We start from the raw sequence: 18,383 nt of genomic DNA on the forward strand, positions 1-18,383 counted from the left end.
TCCTAAAAGTAGTCTCATTGTAGATACGGAAATAGTAAGTGGCAAGCATATATGTATAAACATAGTATCTACAATGCAGCTTAAAAAGCTCGCCGTATAGTTGCCTGATCTACCGTGAGGTAAGGCTTGCTATGGTCAAGATCGGCGTGGCCTAGAATCATCTGCACTGTTTCTACATCGCCGGTCGCGGCCAGCACCTTCGCTGCAAGCGAGCGGCGCCCGCTGTGCGATGAACCCTGCTTTATCCCCGCCTGCCGGTAAAGCCTGCTAATAGCCTGTTGTAGCGAATCACACGCCCTGTATACCTCTGGCCCGCTATCCAACTGACGATATTTGAACGCAAGTTCGAAGGCTTGCCCTTTGTGGCTCAGAACAAGCTTCGAACCTGGACGCATGCCTCGATACTCATCGGCGCCGGTGTAACCCCAACGGCGAGCCATACGTACCTCAAACCAGCGCTCAAGGGATTGAAGGCATTTAGGGTGCGTGAGGTAAATGTTCCGGGCGCGACAGCCCTTCGTGATGGACGACGACAGATACACCTCTGGTCGCACCGCTCCGCTTGGGTAAAGCACGTCTGAGACTTCGACCTGGGCAAGTTCGGTGACACGAATGCCAGTCGTGTGCGTTACCCATAGCAGCATCACGTCACGCTCAGGATTTCGCCCGGTAACTGCTGCAACGCGAATGAGGTGTTTGAATTGACCAGGGCGAAGAGATGTTGCGCGGCGAATATCGGTCATAGGGCTCTCTGTCAGGATTAAACGCGGATCGAGGTCGATCCTGAGAGAGTTGGTGGTAGGCCTCCAGCGAAGCCTAACACCAATGTTTTCGGCATGTTCTAGGAAAATTAGACTTTTCCCTGCAGTTCCTTCTCAATCTCGGCCAGGTCCTGGGCAAATGCCTGATCGAGCAAACTCGGTTTCTTTTTCCACGGTTTGGTTTCCGGTTCCGGCACTGCCGCGTAATGCGTCACCGCTTCAGGATTCACCTGCAGGTGCTGCTCAAACTGCTCCTGCAGCTGTTTTCTGAGTTCATCTTTGGTCATTCAATCACTCTCGTTTTCATTGGCTCAAGCCAGGACGTAGCCGCTGTCCTGGATTACATGGCGACAGCCAGGCGGTCGGCCGGGTACTGACGCATAAACGCCATGCTGTCGTCGGCGCCGGCATTCAACCAATCGCCATACAGCCCCCGAGGAAGGATCACCACCATGCGCTTTTCATCCTGGGGCTTGTGGTAGTGGCGCATGACCGGGTGATCATCCGCATTGAGGGTCAGCATGGTGAAGCTGTGAACAGTCACCCCGGTACCGGGATCGCGCCACTGCTCCCAGAGACCGGCAATGCCGATTATCTCACCGTCTGCCCGCGTAATGCGCGTGGCGACCGCCTTTCCTGATCGCCAGTCAGGCTCATAGATGGCTGCGGCTGGGATAATGCAGTGCTGCGCCTTTCGCCAAGCGGTGCGGAACGACGGTTTTTGACTGGCCGTCTCAGATCGGCAATTGTAGGTGCTGCGCACGATTTTGGTGTCCTTGCTCCAAGTCGGGATCAACCCAAACGCACCTGGCAGCACCTCCACCGGCGCCGGCGATTCGTCGTCGACGTGCTCCGCACGGCGAATGAATGGCCCGGTATAGCCTGGGTACAGATCCAACTTGCCCTGCTCGTACAGATCGACGCCGAATGTGTCTGCGACCCGCTGCGCCGACGGCGCTTCGTAATGGCTGCACATGGTCAAACTCCTTTAGGATCCTGACGCCTCAATTGGCGTTGACCGTCCACAACTGGTCCAGTCTCGTGGTGTAACTTGGGCTCATCAACTCCCGACGCATGGCCCAGGCCGGCGCCGCCGGCACAGCGGCGGCGCGCAGCGTGCCGCGTCCCCACCGGTTGTAGATTTCGTCCAGGACGCTCATCACCTTGTCGGCCGCTGCCGGCTGAGTGTGCGCAAACAGATCGTCGGTAAATTCACCTGGTTGACGCAGATCCATCAGCAACACCTCGGCCTTGCTTTATCGGAACCCGGGCCGGAACAGGCGTTCAACCGCCTGGGTAGCGGCCTTGGTGATCAAACGCACGTCATTGGTGGGGTAAGTCAGCTCTACCAGCAGGCCGTTAGCGTAACGCGCCTCGTCGGGGTTAAACATGCCGGTTCGAATGCTGACGCGGATCTTCTTGCACAGCGAATGCTGGGCCCTGAGCTTTTCCGACGCGCGCTGCGCGTAGGTGGCCACCGCCTCTTTGATCGGCTCGATGGTTTCCAGGCGCACGCCAAACATCCTGCTGCAGCAGATCTCCTGCTTAGCCGGCGTTGCATCTTCCAGGGCCAGGCACGACGTGCCGGCCAGCTCGCGTACGGTTTTCTCTAGCACCACGCTGAATTTGCGGCCGAGCAACACAGGATCGGCCTTGGCCAAGTCCATCGCCGTGTGAATACCTAAGGCGTGCATGTGCGCCGTCATGCGTCGACCAATGCCCCATACTTCTTCCACGGCGGTGTTGCGCAACACCCAATCGCGCTTGAACGGATCGCACAGATCCACGACGCCGCCGGTTTGCGCCTGCAGACGTTTTGCTGTGTGATTGGCCAGCTTGGCCAGCGTTTTGGTGTGGGCAATGCCCACGCCAACCGGTATTCCAGTGTGTTTTAGGACTTTGGAACGAATCTTTCGGCCGAATTCGGTGAGGTCACCGGGCATGCCGGTCAACGTACAAAATATTTCATCGATACTATAAATTTCCGAGTCGCAAACCATTGATTCTATTAAGGTCATGACTCTTTCGGACAACTGACCGTACAACGCGTAATTGCTGCTGAAAGCCACAATGCCGTGCCGGCGCAAGGTGTCCTTGATCTGGAAATAGGGTGCGCCCATTTTAACGAAGGGCTTGGCATCGTAGCTGCGTGCAATAACGCAGCCATCGTTGTTGCTCAGCACGACGATCGGGGTGCTGGCCAGATCCGGCCGAAATACACGCTCACAGCTGGCGTAGAAGCTGTTGCAGTCCGCCAGTGCAAAAATCGGTAAGGCTGGATCGACGGCAGTATTAACGCTCATGATCACGAACGCTGTAGTTGACCACACCCCATATCACGAGCTCGTCGCCCTCCATCACATACCTGGGCGGAAACTTGGGGTTTTCGGCCATCAACACTACTTGGCCATCTCGCTTGTGCAGACGTTTGCACACGCACTCGGTATTGAGCGCAGCAATGACGATATCGCCGTGTCGCGCCGTTTTACTTCGATCAACGATCACCAGGTCACCGCTGAAAATGCCGGCACCTTGCATGCTGTCGCCCAAGATCTTGGCCAAGTACACATGCGGTGCCCGGATATCAAACAGCTCGTCCAGAGATATCAGCTTTTCAAGATGGTCCGCTGCCGGCGACGGAAAGCCAGCAGATACCTGACACGAATAGAGCGGTAGAGATTTACCGCCGCTCGCAATGGGACCAAGAAGGGTCACGCTCATAAACCTGGCCTGAAGAAATAACTGTATGGATAAACAGTTAACTGCGTACTCAACGTTCCGTCAATCTTCGCCGACCGGATGCACTATCGTTCGAGCTACCCCACCAGGATGCGTGGAGGGCTTTGAAGACCTGCCCTCCTTCAAGGCGGGGTATGCTTTCTTTGACTTTGGCTCAGGATAAATTCGGTCCAACAAACAGTTACAGTCAGAGCGCCCGTAATACATCATCACAGCGGACTGCCAACAGATCATGCAGTAGTTCGGCGTCATTGGCCGCATCCACACAATCGCGGAGCAGCGCTTTCTCCAAACAGCTTTTCAGCCAGTCACTGGTTGCAGGGTTGTTGAGAACTGCTTGAATTTTTTCGTCGATGGCCATGGTTCGAGTCCGCAATCAGGTTTCGGAGGAATTTTTTTTAAAGATTGGCTGGCGCGGTAAATGGCATACAGCGATTCGGAAGCTCGAACGGCCTGCCTATGACTTCGAACACCGGGGAGATGAACTCTGCCGCGATCGCTGCAGACAGAGACTCCAATTCGAAGTCCGATACCTGCAGGCTCCCAGGCCAGATCCTGATGTGAGCAGACTTACGAAGGGCGACGCTTTGCCCCTGCTTGAACATCGCTTCATTCACGATGATTCCAAGCATCTCGGCCAAGGCCACGCGGCTCTGGAAAAGCCGAATGAGTGAGGAAAATTCGCAGTTGAGAATCACCCCGTCAACGATCACCTGGTTGGGCTTGATGTCGATGACGATGCGTTTTGCTACCAGTTTTCGCCACGACCGTTCCAGCAACCATGCCCCCACCACGCCGCCTAGGGTGATCGCGCCAGCAAAGAGCCAAGTCCCGTAACCAATCGGTTCACCAGCGGTCCAGGGGACGAGCGATGCAACCAAAGGCAGTGGTGCTATTGACATCGCCAGCAAGGCTTTCGAGATTTCGTTCATTTGAGGGCCTATTAATCGCGGGTTTTGAGCGATTATTTCATTCACCCTTCGAACGCAAGGCCGATTTCAGGACGGAAACCGGTCGGAAAACATCCACTCGAACTGTATTGCCGGTAGGTATTACGGGGAAGACAGTGGCTGTGCCTTTGCTGCGGTGGACATATCAGAAGCCCAGTCCCGGAGATAACCAGGAACGATGAGTTTGTGCCGCGCTCTCGATCCCCCCGTGTAAAGGGCTGCAAAAGCCCTACTCGTTGCATTTCGGTCACCCGCTCCTATCTGACTGAGCAAATCTGGTGCAAGCATTACCGCGTCAATCTCGGAGTTGCGGGCGTCAATGACTCGCCCGAGCTTCAACGGGGCAGCGCCAGTCGCGTCGAGGTTGAATAACGACGCCTCAAACTCGGATGAGCTGTAGCCCTTACCCAGCATCCGGTCGATCCGCTGAAAACTACTATTTTTGCCGGCCATATCTGCCCTGAGGTCATCCCAGCTTGTGTATTTGAACAGGGCACTATGGGTTGGGCGTACTTGGTCATGGAACAGTCCGATGCAATCAAGAATGAATCGACGGAAGGTGTTGACGGCTCCAGGTAGTAAGCTGAAGTTCGCGCCAGCACTCGCCAGGCGCTGAAACCACTCGAATAATCCCCAGTCAGAATCAACCAAAATGGTAACGGCCCCCCGAGGGACCTCTGGTTTGTCGTAGTAGACAACTTTGGTGTCGACACCGGTATTGCCTTCGATCGAGGCCAACTCCAGCACAGGATGCTTTTCGATCAGGGGATTTAATACGCCCTCGATTTGGCGACCAGCTCGAATAGAGTGCGTGATCTCGTGCCTACGGAGCGTGCCAGCGCGTTTATGAAAGCGCCCATCCAGCCGCTGGCATGCATCACCTAAGGTGATGACTGGTTGCTCACATCCATCAAGAAACGCAGCAAGCGGCCAGCTCAGATCATGCGCTTCGTCGACGATGATGTGAGTAAAGTCCTGGCCTACTACTGCCTCATCCAGCATTGCCATCTGTTTTATTCGGTGATAACCGCGAAGAGGGAGCTGAAGCCGCGGATCAGTTGGTCTAATGGTCTGATCCCACAAACGCTGGGCATACTCAATCAGCACTGCGCTATCTACCGCATTGAGCACAAATCCCTTCGGGACGTGCTGTTCTGTCACCGTTGGATCGACGCTGTTGCAAAAGGTGGCCACCATATTCGCGCAGGTGCTCGCTACCCGCCCCGGGCTGAGCCAACTGACTGGCCCGAAACCTAGCCTTGAGGCGATATCGTCCGGGGTAACCTGGTGTCGAGCTAATGCTCGCTTGCCCGGCTTCTGGTAGTCAAAGCTTCGCTCAAGCACATAGCTTGCGAGATCTCCGAACGTCATGCCTCGAACGTTCGCAGCACCTATACGTTGCATCAGGGTTTGGAGCTGCACCGCCGTGAACGCCAGCACGAGTGGCCGGCATGACGAAAGCGAATCCACCAAACGTTTGATTATGTGTGTTTTGCCTGTACCAGCCAGGCCCTGAATATGGATGCTCTCATCGGGTGCTGCGTGGATAACACGAAATGTCCGGCTCTGCTGATTTGACAGAGAAAAGTTTTCCCCCGATTGGGTCTCAAAGGGATGTTTGAGTGGATTGAGCTTTCGTGAGTGCACAGCGCAGAAATCAAAGTCCCATTGCCCCCCAATTAGGAACTGCGCCGCGCTCAGCGCATCTTCATCAAGAAAACGTAGCTGTAGCCGCGGCATGAGCGCCAGCCCTCTCTCAAACAACCCACGCTGAAATCGGCCTGCGATTAGGCCAGAAAACGTCCCTGGTGGATGGGTGCGGCTCAGTTCAGTTCCTATCGATATCAGCTCGGCAAGGCCCTTCTCAACGAGCATTTCGCATTTGGGCTTGCCGTCCAAACTCGGTAAATTTTGAATGACAGCCACCGAAGCCACTTGGGGCACGTCCCACTGCCTCAACAGGACACGAGCAGAACTGCTCGAATCAACCAAGCTATCAGCCTGTGAACCCAGCAGTGGGATGTAGAGAACCGGCTTGGTCACGCATTTCTCTCGATGGGGTGCACGTCTACGATCGCCACCAGCAGTAGCGCCAGCGGCGGGGCTTAGCTACCCAGTGTATGCCAGGCCGGCCAAACGTCACACCATCTCACCGCCGGTACCAGTTGAGCTTGTAGCACCTGGCGCCCTGGGGAATCTCGTCAGTCGGCCACCGAAGGCAGTCCAGATACAGACGTTCAGGTTTACTCGGGCTGCGCCGGGCTACCTACCTTGCTACGGCCGGTACGGTCATTCAGCAAAGATAAAAGCGCACATGATGGCACCCACAGCACCAACGCACGCCATCAAAGCGATGACGGATGCCATCAAGCTTTCTTGGTCATCGTTGAAAACATTGATTGCTCCAAGGCTGATAATCCCCACGAAGAAAATCAAAGCGAAAATCCCACCAAACTTTAGTGCGTTGTAGCGCTCGTGCCTTTGGCCCGGCGTTTGTGCGTCCTTTCGTTGCCTCAAGTTCAAGCACGCTTGTTTATAGGCTTCATACAACTGCGACTCGGTTTGCTTCCACTCAGGAGGCGGTCGTCGCCAGAATTTCCACTTAACAGGATTACTCTCCCAATGAGCCTCAAGCGCATCAAATGTCGTTTTCTCGGCGTTCAGTGCAGCGTGAAATTCGCTAGTGAACTGAAGGCGGTTTACGGTTTCATTACTCATTTTTTCCTCTGGGCGACAACTCCTGGATCAATCTGACTTGAGCGCTAATCGTTGGCCTACAAACGCATTGGCCTGCCTCGCCAGCTGACCAACGTGGCGTTCAAGCTGCTTCTCCGCTTGCATCATGGCCTTTAGGCCCCAGCGCTGTACCAGCCGACTGTGAATTGCTTTTGCATCGCTTGACTCGTAGAGAGCGCTCACGTCGAGGACCGCCATTAGACCCGTGGTGCTGGCTGAACGTGTGTTCATCACCACCTGTGTATTGTGAGCATCCAGTACCTGAAACCCTAATGATTCGTAGAAAGGCACTTTCTTGACTGCGCATGTAAGTTCAGCATGTGGGTACTGAACGACCAGCCTCCTGATGAGTTCGCTACCGACTCCCTTTCTGCGACGGTTCTGTTTGACTGCCATATAGTTAACCCCGCACGCGTCGCGATGGGTAGGCACGGGTGAGTAAAGCAGAAAACCTACAACCTCTTGCCCTGCAGTGTCATCAATCGCAAGCAACAGCTCCACAGGCTCGCTCGCCACTTTGCCAATGCGCGACATATATGACCCGATCTCAATAGGCAGAGCCCATTGATAGATGCCAAAGAGGTGATTGCTGGCAGGAACGGATAGCATACTTTGAATCGCCCCGGGTTTCCTAGACACTCTCCAGGCTCGCTGCGTAACGCTTTTCAAACTCTACCGGTGACAGCTGATTGTTGAAACTGTGGCGTCGTTTTGGGTTGTAAAACATCTCGATGTAATCGAACACATCATCCCGAGCATCCTGGCGTGTAGTGTAGATTTTACGCTTGATCCGCTCCCGCTTTAGCAGCTGGAAAAAGCTCTCCGCCACAGCGTTGTCGTGGCAGTTACCTCGACGACTCATGCTGGCCACCAGGTTGTTAGCTTTCAAGAAGCTTCGCCAGTCTGAGCTGCTGTACTGGGCGGATTCAACCGGTCGTCGCAACACTGGATTGTTGTACAGACTTTAAATACTCATTCAGTGCTTCGGCAGGTGTTTTCCAGCCTAGTGTTTTTCGAGGTCTAGTATTGAGTACGTGAGCTACCGCCTGTATTTCTTGGGCACTCCAACGAGAGAGGTCAGTGCCTTTCGGGAAGTATTGCCGTAGAAGGCCGTTCGTATTTTCGTTTGTGCCGCGCTGCCATGGACTATGTGGATCAGCAAAGAAAACCTTTACTCCGGACTCGATGGTAAACCGAGCGTGATCCGACAACTCCTTTCCACGATCCCAGGTCAAGGATCGCCACAGCTCGATGGGAAGATCAGTCACCGTCTTCTTCAATGCGTTGGCCATACTAACAGCCCCATAGCCAGCCAGCGCCGGGCCGTTCTTCGTGCGGGGGATTAGCCCATAACCTTTCTCGCGAGGCAGATGGACGAGCATGGTAAATCGAGTTGAGCGCTCGACCAGAGTTCCAATCGCAGAACGGTTCAGACCGATGATCAGGTCGCCCTCCCAATGCCCGGGTACAGCCCGATCTTCTACCTCAGCAGGACGACTGGAGATCATCACGTCCTCGCTGACGTGTGCCCACACTTTGGCCTGCGATCGGGCTCTCGGTACGCGTAACGCTCGTCCTGAGCGCAGGCAACTCACCAGTTCGCGCTTGAGAGCTCCTCGACCCTGAATGTAGAGCGCCTGATATATGGCTTCATGAGAGATACGCATGGATTCATCATCCGGAAAATCGATCTGGAGTCGGTTGGCAATTTGTTCAGGCGACCAGCCATTGACCCATTTACGGTCACTGCGATGCGGTTTATTTCGGCCTTTGAAGGGCGCTTGCCGAGGCCCAGAAATCTCACGACCATCGGCGTCTTGAACCTTGCCCTCAAGGCGGTCGCGTACGTACTGGTGCAGTCGCGGGTTAGTGACCAGTTTTGCTGGTTTCGGCCTCTTGGCCACCAGTTCTGCCTTCCATTGCGCTACTGACGCTCGATATTCAAGCCGACCGCAACGGGTAGCAGCATTTCGTGTCAGCTCCCGTGAAATTGTCGATGGGCTTCGTCCAAGGCGACGAGCGATCTCACGAACGCCAACACTTTGCGCTCGAAGCAGCCCAATCTCTTCTCTCTCTGCAAACGATAAGTATCGTCCTGATATGTGATTCGACATGAATAATGGCATCCCGCCTCGATGACGGAACCAGCGTGTACCTACCGCGGTTGATACGCCAACGGCATGTGCTGCCTTTTCGCTTGTGATGCCTGTTGCAATCTGCAGCCAAAATAGCCGTTCGATCTCATTACGAAGTGAGGGTGCACCTGGAGAACGCATCGCTCCCCGGCCCGTCAATTTTTGCATCCATCCTGCAGGTCGTCCCATAAACACCTCGATCAAGGTGTTGCGACGACCGGTTGAATCCGCCCTGACTGCCTTGATCCGAGTGGATCATCACCTCTTGCTTCGGCTTACGTCTCCAAACCGCCATCAGCAGTGCATCAATGGCTACGTCGCTGGTCATCTGCGACTTCATTGACCAACCAATGATCTGGCGTGAAAACAGATCGAGCACCACGGCCAAATACAGCCAGCCTTCATATGTTCGGATGTAGGTAATGTCTGTGACCCAGACTTTGTTGGGTTCTCTGACATCGAATTGGCGCTTCAGTAAGTTCGGTGAGGCAACGGCTGGTTTACCGCCATATTTTCCCGGCCTCCGTCGATACCCAGTCTGAGAACGTAAACCTTCAAGGCGCATCAACCTAGCTACCCGGTGACGGCCACAGCTCTCACCAACCTCTCGCAGGTCATCATGGATCTTGCGATAGCCATAAACACCACCGCTTTCCAACCAGGAGTGTTTGATCAGTCCAAGCAGTCGCTGATCGTCCTTGGCTCGCGCAGATTTTGGTTCTGATAGCCACGCGTAGTAGCCGCTGGGATGAACCTTGAGCGTCAGGCAAAGCCGTCGAATCGCGTAATGACCCGCTTGCTGCTTAATAAAGGCGTACTTCAGCCGCACTCCTTGGCAAAGTACGCGGCGGCCTTTTTTAAGATGTCTCGCTCCTCCGTCACCCGTTTCAGCTCGGCACGTAGACGACGAACCTCAGCGCTCTGATCATCCTCCTCAACGCGCTGTTCCTGGGGCTTGGTGTAGCGCTTAACCCAGGCATAGAGGCTGTGCACGGACACACCCAATCGTGCAGCCACCTCCGAGACAGGAAGCTGCTTTTCGGTCACTTGCTTGACCGCCTGGATTTTGAATTCTTCGGGATATCGCTGGTTGCTCATGGCACCTCCTAATGGGCCTCATTTTAAGGCTTGGAGGTGTCTACGAAACTAGGGGCGATTCAGGAATCTCGATTCGATTATGAGAGAGGGTTTACGGCCGATGATTGGCCCGCGCTCTGTTTTGATCGGTGAGGTAACAGAGAGGGTCTATTTCTTCGGCACTATGCATGCGGTAGAAGACGCCCTGAGTAACTGGCTTGGACAGGAGCTAGATAACGAACCTGGAGCGATATCTGTTCTCGCTGTGGATCGTTCCGGATTACATCTCTTTTCAGACGCGGGCTACGAGCTTGCTTGCTTACACCTCGTACCTCCGGAGAAAATTTCCCTCGCTTTTGAGGATCAGGCGCCGGCGGACAAAAAGAGTCGACAAGTGACCAAAGGCACTTCATGAGCAAACTAACTCCTAAGTTCGTCAAGGACGTCGACCAGCCCGGCTCCTACCAGGACGGTCGAGGGTTGATTCTTCGCGTTTCAGCTACCCTGCGAAAAAGTTGGGTCTTTCGCTACATGCTGGCGAGACAACGTCACGATCTCTCCCTGGGAAAATTCCCAGCATTGAGTCTCAGAGATGCACGATTAGAGGCTGACAAGTACCGACTTGATATCGCACGTGGCACAGACCCAGCAGCTGAGCGAGCGAAGCTCAAAGCCACCAAAGCCTCGCGAACCGCTACTAGCCAGACTTTTCGGGCTTCAGCAGAAAGGTACATCAGCACCCATTCGTCGAGCTGGTCTAAGAAGCATCATCAACAATGGCAAAACTCGCTCACGAAACATGTCTACCCTTACATAGGCGGCTTTCGCATATCGGAAGTCGACACGGACGATGTATTGGATGTGTTGACACCGATCTGGAGCAAGATCCCTGTTACAGCGAACCGCGTCCGGAATCGCATCGAGCTCGTGCTCGATGCGGCCAAAGCACTCAACCTTCGGCAGGGGGAAAACCCCGCACGGTGGCGCGGTCATCTCGACAAACTCTTGCCGAAGCAGTCACATACGGTAGTCCCCTTCCCGTCTCCAACACCTTCACGCACAGCTGAGCTGTTGGCCAGGCTCGACTCCCTGGATGGGTCTGCAGCTCGTGCTGTTGAATTGGCTATCTTGAGCATAACTCGAAATCAGGAGGTCAGTGGAGCCCAGTGGCCTGAGATTGATTGGGAGATGAAAATCTGGCGTATCCCGCCGGAGCGCATGAAAGCGGGTAAGGCTCACCGTATACCCCTTACGGACCAGATGCTGGACGTGCTGCGGCAGCAGATCGGAAAGCATGACAAATGGGTATTTCTCAATTCCTGGCGAACAGGCCCTATTCCCGGCAACTCGATGGCCAGAGTGCTTGATCAGCTTCAAGTTGATGGCGTTGTTCCGCATGGGTTCCGATCGTCTTTTCGGACGTGGGCCGCGGAAGAAACCGATCACCAGCGAGAAGTTTGTGAAATGGCTCTCGCGCACACTCTCAACAGTAAAGTTGAAGCAGCATATAACCGCGGGGACTTGCTGGATAAACGACGAGTGCTGATGAAGGATTGGGGAGATTTCCTTGCCGCCAATGCTCCCCAGGTACGAGGTGAGGTGTCCGATCTGGCTTTAGAGGTTTCCCAAGGTAATGGGTCTGACATGGCCAATGTACAGCCAGCAGCTTGAGGAGGCGCTGAAGATGTTTGCAGGGAACTTCAACCGGCTACGCTCAAGCCGCGCCGTCACCTTAAGGTCGGCCTGGACGTCGCCGGTCATTCAAACGATTGCGGCCCCCCAGGGTATCTCTGATTATGAAAAGTGAAGCGCAATCAGGCTACAAGCCTATACAGGACGATGTGTTGAAGACGCTAGGGCTTGCGGTGATCGCCGGGCAGAGTTTTGAGCACCTGTTGAGCAGTTGCCTTACGTTTCCTTTGCACGGCGAGCCACTGCAAACTGTGGAACAGCTTCAGCTCCTGCTTGAGCGACACTCAAAAGCCACTTTGGGACGACTGCTCAAAGCGCTGAGGGAACGGGTTGATCTGCATCCCACCTTCGACGAGAAGTTGGAGCGCTACCTCCAGAACCGGAACATCATTGCGCATCGGCTAAATGATGTGCCGGGCGGTTTTGACCTGCATTCCGATGAAGGCCGAGGGAGGCTAAAGGCTTTCCTGCTCCAGTACATTGAGGATGGCCACACCGTCAGCATGGTTTTTCTGGGCATTTTGCGCGGATGAGCGAGCCAACAGGGCATTGATATTCCAAATGAGCATCATCTGAGCCAGCGAATGCAGGATCACCTCGATGCCAATGTTATGCCAAATTTGGACGCTTTTATCAGATCTAAATAACACCCCTGAGTACTATTATAAAGCGCTCAGGTACACCACTAGGAACAGGCGGCGATTCGAAAAAAAACGGCCATCAGTGTGTGCTGATAGCCGTTTCTCACCTGGTTTTGGCCCGGGCCGGCGACATCATCAGTCGCAAGGTTGGCCGAAAGAAGTGCCACGAACATCGTTTGCTTCGTGGCAGATCCGGGCAACCTCCAACATCGCTTTCAGTGCTCGCTCCTCCGTTTCCTTGGTGGCGAATGCAATCATAAACCCGTGAAGCAAGCCTGCCAGCATTGCCCCGCTGTCAGCGACGTTACGGTTCCCAGCCACAGTAGAAAACTGCTCGAGGAGAGCTGGCGGGGCCTTTTGCAGAAATTCCTGGCCGAGCGATTTTCCAATGCTCGCAGCATGGGCGCATTGGTGAGCCAAAACTTCTTCAGGCAACATTGGTGTGCCGTCATGATGCTCGAAGGCCGCCTTCACATGACTGCGGCCGTGGATGCCGGCGGCTATACTTTCAGCACCCTGCCGGATCTTCTCAACTGCAATACGGGCAATGTTGATATCTGATTGCGTGTCATCCATGACGGCTGCCACCAGGCGCTCATCGACGTTCTCATTCATATTCATTTGATCCTCCGTTGATAGTTATTTACCTCCATTTCACGTTCTCATTCAATTCTCAAAACCCAAGCTTTAGGTTCGCAAACCAACCGCATAAAAAAAAGGCCGGGGTAACCGGCCTTGATCTTGAGCATCATCGTGAGCTCGCGAATCACTGGGTCCGCCAAGATTCCACTGCGTCTTGGCCATATTCCTTCTTCCACTCCTTCAGCGCTTTGTGGTTGCCGCCCTTGGTCTCAACAAGCTCACCGGTGTTTGGGTTTCGGTAGATTTTGACTACTCGTGGAGCACGAGTCTTGGCCGGCTCGAGGCCTTCCTTTTTACGGTAGTCTGGGTCAAGAATCGCAATGATCTCACCCAGGTGTTTCCCATACTCCGACATTAAGACGCGGAGCTTTTTCTCGAACTCCATTTCTTTCACAAGGGATTCATTACCGCTCAGCTTTTCCAACCGTACCTGAAGCTCCTTGATGGCTTCCTCAGTTGCGCGGTACTCGTTAATCAGGGACATCTTGTCTCCTTGGGTTAGGTTTATATCATTGAGCCTTGATGGGGCTGCAGGGAAGCTTGGCAAGTCTGGTTTAGATCATGCCTACCGATGAAAGGAATGCATAGCCTGCGAGGAAGCCAGCGCAAGGCCAGAAAGCGTAGAACTGAATATTGGCGCTCAATTTATTTTCCATGCTGTTCAAGAGAGTTGACCCTCTTCCTCCAAACGGTTAATTTCGACAATCACGCACTGCATATTCTCGATGGCGGCTTCTGCAGCTTTTCGAGCCTTACCAAACAGTATTTCCTTACCTTCAAGCAGAGTGTCTAGGCGATTATTCTCTCGACGGAGCTGCTTGGCGATGGAGTCGAAATCCTGACCCTCCGGAGGTTTTACTCCCTGAAGTTTAAATTCCATCGCCTGTGATTGCTTCAACATCAGTTCTCTAACAACGCTGCGCTGAGTGTCACTTTGCTCGTCAAAACCGGTGATGCTGCTGAGAATCTTTACGGCTGCTTTTGTACTAGCTAACGCTTTTGGGCCTAACTCTTATGTCCCTGGTCTGAGCCGCTGCCTGGTCAGTCTTTGCTCCAGAGCCATCATCGGTGCTCGATGGAGAGTTTTCAGCACCAGCTAGGCGATCGGGATTCTGTCCCGAGATATCTTCATCGCTATTCTGCAGTGTCTGAAGAGAGCGCACGTCGCCTATTGGACTTACGTTTCTTGAATCTGCATCGTCGACGTCAAATCCTGACTCATTGCTGCTATCCCCACCGAAGAGGTTAGGGCCAAAATCCATAACGGTTTCGTCCTGGGACGTTTGCATGTGGGTATTCCTTTCAGTGCGGGCTTTTATCCATCAAAACACCCGACCAGGAAATCCCAACCCTCACGCTTCTACGGAGTATTTGGATTGCATTTTGGCCTTCACTCGGAGTTCCAGTCTTTTCGCTACATCCACGACAAAAGCCAAGAACTGAAGATCTAAGCCTTCCTCAACCTCGTTCATGATGTCGTCTGCTACACCATCTGCTTCTCTACCAAATTGCATGCTAGCATCTGCCATTTCGAAAAGCAGTTGAGCTGCAGGTTTTCTTCCAAACATATAAAAAACATCCGATTCCTGCTCAACAGCTCCAACCAGTTTTTGAGGAGTATCCGATGTAGGCTCCACATCTTCTTCGTCTTCAAGTGGTACAGAAGGAGGCAAGCTTCCCGCGTTCTCTGATTGCGGGTTGGCATTTTTGGGTGTACCAGATGTTGGCCTCCCCTCCTCTCTCTTGTCTTTAGCTGCTCTACGAATGGCCTTAGGCCCGCGACTACATAGCTCTTTCTGTGTCTCTTTATTCAGCTTCGCTACCTGTTCAGCCGCGGAGACGCTGACTTTGCCGGCCTTGACTGCATCCGGTAACTCGTGGGTACCGTCACGGACAACTTTACAGGCTGATGACACCGAGCGTGGACTGATACCCAATACCTTCGCTGCCTGCTCAATGGCCATTTTAGCCGCTTCCAACTTTTGCCCGGCGGCATTCTCCAGATCAACCGTTACAGCACTGCTCCCTCGTAGGGAGGACAGCTCTGCAGCGATCAGTGCCCGCTGTGCAATCGTGAGCTGCCTGCGATACAGGTTTAGGGAGAGGACGTACCCCAGGGCATCATCTCCTCTGTACTCCTCTTGCAAGGGTTCGAGGAGCAGATCTTTGCAAACTCGGTATCGATTACGTCCATCAAGGATCTTCCCTTCATACAGAACGATCGGCTCGCGCTACCCGTTTGTATCGATGTCATCAAGCAGGGCCTGGTACTCATCACCAATGATGAGCGGAAAAAGCTGGGTGTATTCGTGAAACTCCAGATCATAGGTTTGCATATGCAGCTTCTCGTTCCATGTTCTATCAAGAAACGATAAACCGAGTCAAAATCGAATTGACGCTTTTTCAGGCAGTTTTCGCGTCAGAATTTGAGCAGCGTCATTTTCAGTGGAGCGTCACTTTCTAGACAAAAAAAACCCTGCTGTTTTAAGCAGGGATCGTGACCGCCAGAATACCAGGACAAAACTCTAGATAAATTTTATACCTTATCTTGCAGTTGGCTTATTAGTTCCTCGAGCGCCTCTTGATCTGGCTTTGTATCAACAAATCTAAGCGATTTATCTGAAAGGACTTCCATGACACCCCATTTCAGTTCATGTAAATCCTGGCCCGGCTCCGGTGGAGTCTCCCAATAGGGAAAGCTTCTGACTACATGAGGCGGAATCTTTGTGATCATGGCTGAATCTCAGTATTTTCTGTCAAGGCAAAGGCTGAATGCTAGATGGTGTATAAATATACAGTCCTGAATATCACTAAATACGGCGTCAAAAGTTCGTCATTTCAGCCAGCAAAAGGATTTCAGAACGGCAACACCTATAAAAAGTTGTCTCATAGCACAGCATAAGCTAGGGCCATGCCTACAGCAAACGTTAGGGCTTTACAGACCGATTAAGCCTTGACAAGTTTCATTAATTTGACGCTTTTCAATTTGCTCAGACCGTCGGTATTTTGATCCATCAAATGGGTCCAAAGCGGCCTTGCTATCAAAAGCATAGGTCATTACCACGGTTATTAGCCGCGATGCTAAGGTGATCCCTTATGCAGCATTGCACACCTTGGGCTGGGCTTGGGACTGTCGGCTTATCCTACACGGGGTCCGATCCCTGGCAACAATATCTACACACAGCAAAGATAATTCAAAGCTGATACTGCACCTACCTACGCACAGTCACTCACCACAACCTTCGGGTCAAGCCAGCCCTGCCTACTCACCTCACCCAGCGCCACTTCCAGCTCTGGGATCGAGGAAATATCACAAGACACCTTAGGCTTCTTGCCCTTCCGGTCTGTAGGCAGTTCCAGTATGACCTGCATCGGATTCAGCAGCGAGACCTGGAACTTCATGCTCGGTAGCCCGGCGAAGATAATACAAATCTTCGAAAGGGACACCTCGGCGTAGGCTTGCCGAGCTTCCCCGTCGTGCTCATAAGCCAGTGAGATGCTGTGTTTGGTTGAAGTGCTCATAGATAACCCCTGGCGTTTGTTCAACGCAAATTTGCGTGACACTAAGTGCTTTGTTCTGGGCCCGCGCCTCATTTCGGATGAACCTGTCTTCGCTGCTCAGCATGTGAATCCGTGCTGGGGCCGAGCACTTAAGCCAGTGCTCGGCTATCACTGAAAACAGCTCGATACGGCTCAGGCCGAGCAAATGCTCAGGCTCTATCTTTGGAAGCCGTGTGAAGGTGGTGAATCGTGTTTGCCGTTGCACCACACTGTGTTTTGGTTGCGCGACTGCGGTTGCCATATATCCCTATCTCGAAATCTTAAAAACCATATTCTGTCATGGCACTTAGCCTTCGTGTTCATGTTTTCTAACCAGATTCGCGTCTGAAATATTTAGTAACATAAATAATGATTATCATTCGCCAGAAATTAGAGAGCGATCGATTCCTTTCAGAAATGCTTCAAATTGTTCTGCCAGGCGTTTCGCGTCTACGGATTTCTCACACCGTAGTTCCACCTTCTTTCCATCTACGCGGACACGACCTATTCCACTGATCTCAACATCGGTGAACTTGTCGGTGGGGCCTTTCTGATTTTGCGACGCTATTTCCTTTGCTACCCATCGCAACGCATGTTCCTGCGTCCATTTATGCTCACGCATAGACGTTACAGCTTTCAAAAGTAACGCCGGAGCAGTACTGCTGAACTGAACGAAGTCTTTCGCCCATTTTCCACCTATCAGTGATGGAATTTCGTCCAGCATCTGACGTACTTCCTTTGGGAGATCCATGAGTAGTAGACACCTACTAATTACCGAGTGGTTCACCCCTACTCGCCTAGCAAGACCTCGAATCGAACGCTCACCCTTGGAAGCTAGAATTGATGAATATGACTTGCCCCGTTCGTATTCGGTGAGCGTTTCCTGCCCTTCGTTGTCTGTCAGGGCGAGGATTTGCGCCATTGCGTCATCCATTTCACGCACATGTGACGTAATCGTTTCCCGGCCGAGTAGTTTGTGTGCTCTCCATCTGCGCTCGCCACCAACCAGCTCAAAGGAGCCGTCTCCTAAAGGGCGGACGGTGATTGGCTTGACCAACCCAACAGATGCAATGGACTCGGATAGTTCTTCAATCGCGCTTTCGCTGAAAGTGAGCCGCGGCTGAAATGGTGATACGCGTATTTTCTCGGTGGGAATCTCAGCGATTACCCCACTTTCCGTCACCTGGTTACTGCTATCACTGGCAAGCCCTTTTCTGGTACCCGTGCTTTCACTCGGCTTCGCAAGCTGGCCAACCTCAGCGGCTTCTGACTGTTTCTGAGCCAGCATCTCTTTTACCGAAATTCTCAAATTCGGTTCAGGCAATTCTGCAGGCGCCCGTTTCACGCCCGACATCCAGGTTGGCGCTTTTTTGGGGTTCCCTGGGAAATCCTCTGACTTAGCCATTTTTTCTCCTTCTATCAACCTTGGTCTTGTGCAATTTCTGTACGGGTGGTGCTCAGAGCACCATT

General features: G+C 53.1%; 18 protein-coding genes and 3 pseudogenes. 2 read left to right on the top strand and 19 right to left on the bottom strand.

Annotation, left to right across the window (positions count from 1 at the left end; genetic code table 11):
• Positions 1-80: 80 nt before the first annotated feature.
• The 13 genes and pseudogenes from A7J50_RS29465 to A7J50_RS29520 all read right to left on the bottom strand — a co-directional run.
• The gene (locus A7J50_RS29465) at positions 81-743 is read right to left on the bottom strand and encodes a tyrosine-type recombinase/integrase (RefSeq protein WP_064455055.1); all 663 of its coding nucleotides are present in this window, start codon (positions 741-743) and stop codon (positions 81-83) included.
• A 107-nt stretch (positions 744-850) separates the two neighbouring features.
• A complete protein-coding gene (locus A7J50_RS29470; RefSeq protein WP_064455056.1) occupies positions 851-1,048 on the bottom strand; it encodes a hypothetical protein in 198 nt (65 codons plus the stop codon).
• A 53-nt stretch (positions 1,049-1,101) separates the two neighbouring features.
• Positions 1,102-1,737, bottom strand: coding sequence for an SOS response-associated peptidase (locus A7J50_RS29475; protein WP_064455057.1), 636 nt, complete (start codon positions 1,735-1,737; stop codon positions 1,102-1,104).
• Positions 1,738-1,765: 28 nt separating this feature from the next.
• A pseudogene (gene umuC / locus A7J50_RS29480) lies at positions 1,766-3,064 on the bottom strand (translesion error-prone DNA polymerase V subunit UmuC).
• The gene (locus tag A7J50_RS29485) at positions 3,054-3,482 is read right to left on the bottom strand and encodes a LexA family protein (protein ID WP_038445802.1); all 429 of its coding nucleotides are present in this window, start codon (positions 3,480-3,482) and stop codon (positions 3,054-3,056) included. The pseudogene umuC and the gene A7J50_RS29485 overlap by 11 nt, the downstream one beginning before the upstream one ends.
• Before the next feature lie 205 nt (positions 3,483-3,687).
• The gene (locus A7J50_RS31720) at positions 3,688-3,861 is read right to left on the bottom strand and encodes a hypothetical protein (RefSeq protein ID WP_167353745.1); all 174 of its coding nucleotides are present in this window, start codon (positions 3,859-3,861) and stop codon (positions 3,688-3,690) included.
• A gap of 37 nt (positions 3,862-3,898) precedes the next feature.
• Positions 3,899-4,432 carry a hypothetical protein gene (locus tag A7J50_RS29490; protein WP_064455058.1) on the bottom strand — a complete coding sequence of 178 codons (534 nt, stop codon included), beginning with the start codon at positions 4,430-4,432 and terminating at the stop codon, positions 3,899-3,901.
• 120 nt (positions 4,433-4,552) lie between these two features.
• Positions 4,553-6,493 (bottom strand): AAA family ATPase, encoded by a 1,941-nt coding sequence (locus tag A7J50_RS29495; RefSeq protein WP_064455059.1) that lies wholly within the window; start codon positions 6,491-6,493, stop codon positions 4,553-4,555.
• A gap of 246 nt (positions 6,494-6,739) precedes the next feature.
• Complete coding sequence (locus A7J50_RS29500) at positions 6,740-7,168, bottom strand: hypothetical protein (RefSeq protein ID WP_064455060.1); 429 nt, start codon at positions 7,166-7,168, stop codon at positions 6,740-6,742.
• Positions 7,169-7,195: 27 nt separating this feature from the next.
• Positions 7,196-7,795 (bottom strand): GNAT family N-acetyltransferase, encoded by a 600-nt coding sequence (locus tag A7J50_RS29505; protein WP_064455061.1) that lies wholly within the window; start codon positions 7,793-7,795, stop codon positions 7,196-7,198.
• A 22-nt stretch (positions 7,796-7,817) separates the two neighbouring features.
• Positions 7,818-8,114, bottom strand: a pseudogene (locus A7J50_RS29510) (IS3 family transposase); the annotation flags it as partial.
• Complete coding sequence (locus A7J50_RS29515; protein WP_082895877.1) at positions 8,113-9,489, bottom strand: IS30 family transposase; 1,377 nt, start codon at positions 9,487-9,489, stop codon at positions 8,113-8,115. The gene A7J50_RS29515 and the pseudogene A7J50_RS29510, both read right to left, overlap by 2 nt.
• A 64-nt stretch (positions 9,490-9,553) precedes the next feature.
• Positions 9,554-10,419 (bottom strand): annotated as a pseudogene (locus tag A7J50_RS29520) (IS3 family transposase); the annotation flags it as partial.
• A 390-nt stretch (positions 10,420-10,809) separates the two neighbouring features.
• Here A7J50_RS29520 and A7J50_RS29535 point away from each other — a divergent pair.
• Positions 10,810-12,069, top strand: a complete 1,260-nt coding sequence (locus A7J50_RS29535; RefSeq protein WP_064455062.1) for a tyrosine-type recombinase/integrase — start codon at positions 10,810-10,812, stop codon at positions 12,067-12,069.
• A 125-nt stretch (positions 12,070-12,194) separates the two neighbouring features.
• Positions 12,195-12,623 carry a hypothetical protein gene (locus tag A7J50_RS29540; RefSeq protein WP_237140933.1) on the top strand — a complete coding sequence of 143 codons (429 nt, stop codon included), beginning with the start codon at positions 12,195-12,197 and terminating at the stop codon, positions 12,621-12,623.
• Between the two features lie 243 nt (positions 12,624-12,866).
• On the opposite strand, the gene A7J50_RS29545 is transcribed toward A7J50_RS29540, so the two are convergent.
• The 6 genes from A7J50_RS29545 to A7J50_RS29575 all read right to left on the bottom strand — a co-directional run bounded on the left by A7J50_RS29545 (position 12,867) and on the right by A7J50_RS29575 (position 18,318).
• Positions 12,867-13,352 carry a hypothetical protein gene (locus tag A7J50_RS29545; protein WP_064455063.1) on the bottom strand — a complete coding sequence of 162 codons (486 nt, stop codon included), beginning with the start codon at positions 13,350-13,352 and terminating at the stop codon, positions 12,867-12,869.
• Positions 13,353-13,497: 145 nt separating this feature from the next.
• Positions 13,498-13,857 (bottom strand): histone-like nucleoid-structuring protein, MvaT/MvaU family, encoded by a 360-nt coding sequence (locus A7J50_RS29550; protein WP_064455064.1) that lies wholly within the window; start codon positions 13,855-13,857, stop codon positions 13,498-13,500.
• Between the two features lie 177 nt (positions 13,858-14,034).
• The gene (locus tag A7J50_RS31785; RefSeq protein ID WP_208604484.1) at positions 14,035-14,274 is read right to left on the bottom strand and encodes a hypothetical protein; all 240 of its coding nucleotides are present in this window, start codon (positions 14,272-14,274) and stop codon (positions 14,035-14,037) included.
• A 451-nt stretch (positions 14,275-14,725) separates the two neighbouring features.
• The gene (locus A7J50_RS31790) at positions 14,726-15,337 is read right to left on the bottom strand and encodes a hypothetical protein (RefSeq protein WP_208604485.1); all 612 of its coding nucleotides are present in this window, start codon (positions 15,335-15,337) and stop codon (positions 14,726-14,728) included.
• A 1,252-nt stretch (positions 15,338-16,589) separates the two neighbouring features.
• Entirely contained in the window at positions 16,590-16,895 is a 306-nt protein-coding gene (locus A7J50_RS29570) for a hypothetical protein (protein ID WP_064455066.1), read from the bottom strand.
• A 394-nt stretch (positions 16,896-17,289) separates the two neighbouring features.
• Entirely contained in the window at positions 17,290-18,318 is a 1,029-nt protein-coding gene (locus A7J50_RS29575) for a ParB/RepB/Spo0J family partition protein (protein WP_064455067.1), read from the bottom strand.
• Positions 18,319-18,383: the final 65 nt, after the last annotated feature.

The organism is Pseudomonas antarctica, assembly GCF_001647715.1.
GTDB classification, from domain to species: Bacteria; Pseudomonadota; Gammaproteobacteria; order Pseudomonadales; family Pseudomonadaceae; genus Aquipseudomonas; species Aquipseudomonas antarctica_A.

Coding starts and splice junctions, on each gene's coding strand:
- A7J50_RS29545 (WP_064455063.1), bottom strand. CDS start 13,352: ATGAATATGAATGAGAACGTCGATGAGCGCCTGGTGGCAGCCGTCATG.
- A7J50_RS29570 (WP_064455066.1), bottom strand. CDS start 16,895: ATGAGCACTTCAACCAAACACAGCATCTCACTGGCTTATGAGCACGAC.
- A7J50_RS29550 (WP_064455064.1), bottom strand. CDS start 13,857: ATGTCCCTGATTAACGAGTACCGCGCAACTGAGGAAGCCATCAAGGAG.
- A7J50_RS29535 (WP_064455062.1), top strand. CDS start 10,810: ATGAGCAAACTAACTCCTAAGTTCGTCAAGGACGTCGACCAGCCCGGC.
- A7J50_RS29490 (WP_064455058.1), bottom strand. CDS start 4,432: ATGAACGAAATCTCGAAAGCCTTGCTGGCGATGTCAATAGCACCACTG.
- A7J50_RS31720 (WP_167353745.1), bottom strand. CDS start 3,861: ATGGCCATCGACGAAAAAATTCAAGCAGTTCTCAACAACCCTGCAACC.
- A7J50_RS29470 (WP_064455056.1), bottom strand. CDS start 1,048: ATGACCAAAGATGAACTCAGAAAACAGCTGCAGGAGCAGTTTGAGCAG.
- A7J50_RS29465 (WP_064455055.1), bottom strand. CDS start 743: ATGACCGATATTCGCCGCGCAACATCTCTTCGCCCTGGTCAATTCAAA.
- A7J50_RS31790 (WP_208604485.1), bottom strand. CDS start 15,337: ATGGCCATTGAGCAGGCAGCGAAGGTATTGGGTATCAGTCCACGCTCG.
- A7J50_RS29515 (WP_082895877.1), bottom strand. CDS start 9,489: ATGCAAAAATTGACGGGCCGGGGAGCGATGCGTTCTCCAGGTGCACCC.
- A7J50_RS31785 (WP_208604484.1), bottom strand. CDS start 14,274: ATGTTGAAGCAATCACAGGCGATGGAATTTAAACTTCAGGGAGTAAAA.
- A7J50_RS29575 (WP_064455067.1), bottom strand. CDS start 18,318: ATGGCTAAGTCAGAGGATTTCCCAGGGAACCCCAAAAAAGCGCCAACC.
- A7J50_RS29505 (WP_064455061.1), bottom strand. CDS start 7,795: ATGCTATCCGTTCCTGCCAGCAATCACCTCTTTGGCATCTATCAATGG.
- A7J50_RS29540 (WP_237140933.1), top strand. CDS start 12,195: ATGAAAAGTGAAGCGCAATCAGGCTACAAGCCTATACAGGACGATGTG.
- A7J50_RS29485 (WP_038445802.1), bottom strand. CDS start 3,482: ATGAGCGTGACCCTTCTTGGTCCCATTGCGAGCGGCGGTAAATCTCTA.
- A7J50_RS29500 (WP_064455060.1), bottom strand. CDS start 7,168: ATGAGTAATGAAACCGTAAACCGCCTTCAGTTCACTAGCGAATTTCAC.
- A7J50_RS29475 (WP_064455057.1), bottom strand. CDS start 1,737: ATGTGCAGCCATTACGAAGCGCCGTCGGCGCAGCGGGTCGCAGACACA.